The sequence below is a fragment of the Oceanobacillus luteolus genome (genome assembly GCF_042678205.1).
In the GTDB taxonomy this organism is placed as follows: domain Bacteria; phylum Bacillota; class Bacilli; order Bacillales; family Amphibacillaceae; genus Oceanobacillus; species Oceanobacillus luteolus.
Genome location: NZ_JBHUDE010000100.1, coordinates 1 through 4834, shown reverse-complemented (window position 1 = coordinate 4834; position 4834 = coordinate 1). Strand labels below are relative to the sequence as shown.

At 36.5% G+C, this 4834-nt stretch carries 5 protein-coding genes; 2 read left to right on the top strand and 3 right to left on the bottom strand.

Translation table 11 applies throughout. From position 1 onward, the window contains the following. Window positions 1-243 precede the first annotated feature (243 nt). Window positions 244-1371 carry an MBL fold metallo-hydrolase gene (locus ACFSBH_RS12590; protein WP_126430602.1) on the bottom strand — a complete coding sequence of 376 codons (1128 nt, stop codon included), beginning with the start codon at window positions 1369-1371 and terminating at the stop codon, window positions 244-246. A gap of 804 nt (window positions 1372-2175) precedes the next feature. On the opposite strand from ACFSBH_RS12590, the gene ACFSBH_RS12585 reads away from it, so the two are divergent. Together ACFSBH_RS12585 and ACFSBH_RS12580 are read left to right on the top strand one after the other, a co-directional pair. Then, complete coding sequence (locus tag ACFSBH_RS12585; protein ID WP_379597815.1) at window positions 2176-2784, top strand: polysaccharide deacetylase family protein; 609 nt, start codon at window positions 2176-2178, stop codon at window positions 2782-2784. Window positions 2785-2976: 192 nt separating this feature from the next. Next, window positions 2977-3417: a DUF3231 family protein gene (locus tag ACFSBH_RS12580; RefSeq protein ID WP_379597813.1), complete on the top strand. Its 441-nt coding sequence runs from the start codon at window positions 2977-2979 to the stop codon at window positions 3415-3417. On the opposite strand, the gene ACFSBH_RS12575 is transcribed toward ACFSBH_RS12580, so the two are convergent. Both ACFSBH_RS12575 and ACFSBH_RS12570 read right to left on the bottom strand, forming a co-directional pair. Further along, window positions 3348-4370 (bottom strand): RND transporter family protein, encoded by a 1023-nt coding sequence (locus ACFSBH_RS12575; RefSeq protein ID WP_379597811.1) that lies wholly within the window; start codon window positions 4368-4370, stop codon window positions 3348-3350. The genes ACFSBH_RS12580 and ACFSBH_RS12575 overlap by 70 nt on opposite strands. Further along, complete coding sequence (locus tag ACFSBH_RS12570) at window positions 4363-4704, bottom strand: MMPL family transporter (protein WP_379597809.1); 342 nt, start codon at window positions 4702-4704, stop codon at window positions 4363-4365. The genes ACFSBH_RS12575 and ACFSBH_RS12570 overlap by 8 nt, the downstream gene beginning before the upstream one ends. Window positions 4705-4834 lie beyond the last annotated feature (130 nt).

Genomic DNA, 4834 nt, shown 5'->3' with positions numbered 1-4834 from the left:
GTAAGTACTCGGTAACAAGACTCAGTTTAAATCCCTCACTATATTTAGCCATAAAAACACCCCCGAAAGTTAGTTTTTTACTCTAACTTTCGGGGGTCGGTACCAAGCTGACAGGTCTTTTTTGTATATTTTATCCATTTACGAGCCCAAAAATTTATTTTGACATTCACCCAGTTATTGTCCAAACGTTTCTTGGGATTAAGCCTGCTACATCATTGCTTTCTGTATTTATCGACACGCTTATTATCGAACAGCACAGCGGTTTGGTCCAATCTCCATTTCACGTTGTTCTTCTTCACCTGGTGTCATTCTGCCCATATTTGTTTTACGGATTTCTTGGAAAGCGTTTGGTTGTGGTGGTAAGTTTTCCGTAACCAAATTTCTAAACTCACTTTCGTCATTTATTTTTAATCCATGGTTTTCTGCAAACAATGATCCTAATTTTTTTGCTACACTTCCATCCTCATTTAACTCTTCAATAATCATGAAGTGAGCTGGAAGTACGATGAGCTCCTCAGATAATTTTCGATAACGCTGATAAAGTGTTTCCCTCAAATCACCAACCCAATCCTCAGCCATACCTGCCAAATCAGGTCTTCCGATAGAATCAATGAACAATATGTCACCAGTTAACAAAAACTGATCACCGACTATAAATGAGGTTGAACCAATTGTATGCCCCGGCGAATACAAAGCATGAATACGAACTTTTGTGCTTCCAATTATGACATCTTCGCCATCTTCTAACGGTTCATATTCAAAAGCAACTTCTCCAGCGTCTTTGGGTGGGAGCCAATACTTCGCCCCTGTTTCTTTTGCAATGAATCTTCCGCCTGAAATATGGTCTGCATGCAAATGAGTGTCAAATACATGCGTAATCTTAACGCCCTTTTCTTTTGCAAAGTTTGTAAATACATCCGTCATGCGTGTGGCATCAATAATAGCTGCTTCTCGATCTGACACAACCATGTAAGATAAACAGCCTTTTCCAAGGCGGACAAACTGGTATATCTCACCGCCATTGTTTAAATCTCCTACTTTAACCGGCTCCAGATATTCACTCCATGCTTTCATACCACCATTAAGGTAGGCGACATCAAGCCCTTTTTTAGAAAGCATTTCAGCTACCATGACAGATGATCCTTCTTTTGCACACGCAACTACAATTTCTTTATCAGAAGGGATCTGATCCATGATTTCTTCTACTCCGTCAAGTAGTTCAAAATATGGCATGTTGATATATTCAAAATTCTCCCCTTCAATTTTCCAATCTTCAAAGTCATCTGTATTACGGACATCTAAAATAAACAGTTCTTGTTTATTGATGACTTTTTTTGCAACTTCCTTTGGACTTATTGCTGTTACTGACATTTTCAATACCCTCCAATGTGTATCATTGTTTTTTCCTGGTTATTGCTGAGTCGTACAATAATAACTCAGCGGCTTGCATCCATTTTAAAGGTCTTTACTCGAAATGTATCGAATATAAAATTCGCTTTCATTTTATTTTTCGCAAAGATCAAGAATAAATACATGTCTTTTGCTCGCACCTGTATCTAACAATTATCCTAAGTGAAGAAATGTACCTACTTTTCTTTTCCATAATGCTTCTTTATTTTTTTAATCCAAAATACGCTTTCTGAATTGGAAATCAGACCAAACCGCTGCGCAGTACATCATATAAATAAATGATCGTTATCTGTATATCTCTGTTCTTGGTATACCGCATACACAGGCTTTTTGATTGGGAGATAATTGAAATTACAGGAACCCGATTGAAAATTTTTATTGGGCTATCAGTCATGGAGATGGTTTCTGGGTATGTCACCACCGTATACACTCTGTTTCCGGACTTTTTTTGATCGGAAATGGTATAGGGTAGTAACGAATGATCCGGGATGTAGAGCTTTCCATTGCCCTCCTCCGTGTCGTATAAAGCCGATGATATTGTATATAAAACACTTTGATGCAAAGGATAACTTATATACCTTGAAGTTAAAGGGGTTATTGAAGATGAAACAATCTTTGATTTTTGTGTGCCTTCTTTTTATTATTTTTTGTCTCTCCCTAGGAAAAAATGCGGTTACGTTTGTTCATTCTCCTGCTATAGAAGCTAATCAATCTCCCGCATCCGATTTATCAAAATTAAAAAACAAATATAAAAGCACTTTTTTAATGAAGGGACCGGAATCCAAACGTGAAATCGCACTGACGTTTGATGATGCTCCCGATGAAATTTTCACACCAGTCATATTAGACATTTTAAAACAAAAAGATGTTAAGGCTACCTTTTTTCTTGTAGGGCACCGTATTGAAAAATATCCTGAAGTGGCCAAGCGAATTGTGCAAGAAGGACATGCAATCGGAAATCATTCATATAACCATGCGGATTATTTAACTCTTAACCGTTCAGAATTTCTGAATCAGATAATCCGAACCTATGAACTAATGAGTTCATATACAGGATATTCACCGACTATCGTCCGACCACCATATGGAAATATCAGTGAGCAGCAGATAGAATGGCTGGCTTCTCAGAAAAGAAAAGTTGTGAACTGGAATGTGGATTCTTTGGACTGGAAAGGATTGAATGCAGAACAGGTATCAAGCAACATTCTATCTAATGTCACTCCGGGATCCATCGTATTACAGCATTCCGGAACGGGCGACGGTGGGGATTTATCGGGAACAATTCATGCACTGCCTACGGTTATTGACGAGTTGAGGAAGGATGGATTTGAACTGGTCACAGTACAGGAGATGCTAGGTGTTGTAGAAAGTTAATCTAAGGAACAAAGAGTTATCTTATGACCAAGATAACGACCTTATAACTGAACGAATATAGCGAAGGAAAGATATGATGATTCAATATGGATAGCTAAATCAAAAAGCCAAGGAAACATCCCTCAGTTTTTCTAATACTATAAGGTTTTTTTGTAAAGAATATATCTAAATATTCTTTGGAGGTAACGAATCATGGATGAAAATCACATTCAACTAACTTCTTCTGAAATTGCTTCCATTTGGACTAGCTATATGCAGGATAGTATGTCCAAATGTGTTTTAGCTTATTTCCTTAAAACCATAGAAGATGAAGAAGTTCGCCCTATTGTTCAATTTGCTTATGATTTATCATCTACTCATATTGAAAAGCTAACAACCATATTTCAAGAGGAAAAAATTCCAACACCTACAGGATTTACTTTTGAAAATGATGTTAATTTGAATGCGCCACGCATGTATACAGACACATTTATGCTAACTTATATAAACAATATGGCTAAGGTAGGCTTGCTTGGTTACAGTGGATTTATTTCCGTAAGTGCTAGGGATGATATACGAACATTTTATAGAGAAGGTCTTAACGAAACATCAGAATTGTGTGAAAGGAGCTCAAAGGTAGCCCTTTCCCGATAAATAAGCAGTAAGCTGAAGAAAACGAGTCCCATTCCTAGTAAGGTCATTTGGTATCTTCCAGTCGTTAATCCTTGAATCATTTCCACATCTAAAACTGCTTTACCTGTTATCGTTGTGTTAACGCCATCTAATTCATTGCTATTCAAATAAACTCTTAAATCATCAATAAAAACCTTTAGATTCTCTGCTTCTAAATGTTTGATTCCTACCGTAATAACACCTTTTGTATTTGTATCATTTAAGAACAGTTTTAATTGTTCTGTTGGAATATCCGCAATCTGTTCGCCAAGAGATTCCTGTTTTGGTAACTTCTCATCATTTATTTGCTTTACAATGTTGGAAATGGATTTTGTTTCAACAACAACATCAGGGAATTCCGTACCCATGTCTTCTGTTAATTTATCCACCCATATCATGATGTCATCTGAAATAATATCATTACCTTCATATACAATAGATACTTGATCTGTTGTACCAACAATATCACGCAATTTATGAATGTCTTTTAGTTCCTGTGTATTTTGTGGCATAAAGGTTTCCACATCTGTTTCTGCATTGGCATCTACATCTACCCAAATACCAATAGCAGCCAAGATTACAGCTATTGCGATGATAATCCAACGAAGTTTAATTGTTTTTTCTGTAAGCCAGTTAAGCATTTTATCCGTTTTTCCAGTTCCTTGTTTTGTATGTTTTGATTTTTTCTTCTGCACATTATCAAAGAAGTAATCTCGTATAAATAATATTGGAATCAAAATAAAAACACCTAAAATGAAGCTTACAATTAAACCGATAGTTAACATTTTACCAAAATCTTGGATCATAGGTACAGGAGATGTATAAAGTGCGACAAACCCTATCCCTGTCGCCACCAGGGCAGTAAAAACAGCGGGAACCATTTTTTTAATTGTTTTATTTAAACTGTGCTTAGATTTATTTTTATTGTTATTCATTTGAATCCTCCTCATGCATCTCCTCGTCATAACGGTTTTGGAACTGAATTGCATAGTCGATTCCAAGCCCAATTAAGATTGGGAAAACTGCCATAGACACCATTGTAATCGGTATTTGCAACCAACCCATTAAGCCAACAGTCCCCACAACTGCAATTAGCACCACCAATAATGGCAATATTCGCCACTGGACTTTAAAAACAAAAAATAAAACAATGACCATGATTAACAGTGCCAATCCCATCATTTTTTGGATATTTTCCTGCATAGAGGAACGAATGGCATTATCAAGTACAGGCTTACCAGAAACTAATGTTTCTACTGCTTCAAGCATTTCCGAATCTAAATAATCGTTAATCGGGGAGTGTAAAATAAACTGTGTAAGTGAGAGAGCGTACGGCTCTTGCTTCGCAGTTTATTTTTTTATTGTTAGAATAAACATATAAGATTGGGAGGTTATTCTA

Bases quoted from the DNA above. Each gene is read 5' to 3' on its own strand.
- ACFSBH_RS12590 (WP_126430602.1), bottom strand. From the start codon at position 1,371: ATGTCAGTAACAGCAATAAGTCCAAAGGAAGTTGCAAAAAAAGTCATC.
- ACFSBH_RS12585 (WP_379597815.1), top strand. From the start codon at position 2,176: ATGAAGGGACCGGAATCCAAACGTGAAATCGCACTGACGTTTGATGAT.
- ACFSBH_RS12580 (WP_379597813.1), top strand. From the start codon at position 2,977: ATGGATGAAAATCACATTCAACTAACTTCTTCTGAAATTGCTTCCATT.
- ACFSBH_RS12575 (WP_379597811.1), bottom strand. From the start codon at position 4,370: ATGAATAACAATAAAAATAAATCTAAGCACAGTTTAAATAAAACAATT.
- ACFSBH_RS12570 (WP_379597809.1), bottom strand. From the start codon at position 4,704: ATGCTTGAAGCAGTAGAAACATTAGTTTCTGGTAAGCCTGTACTTGAT.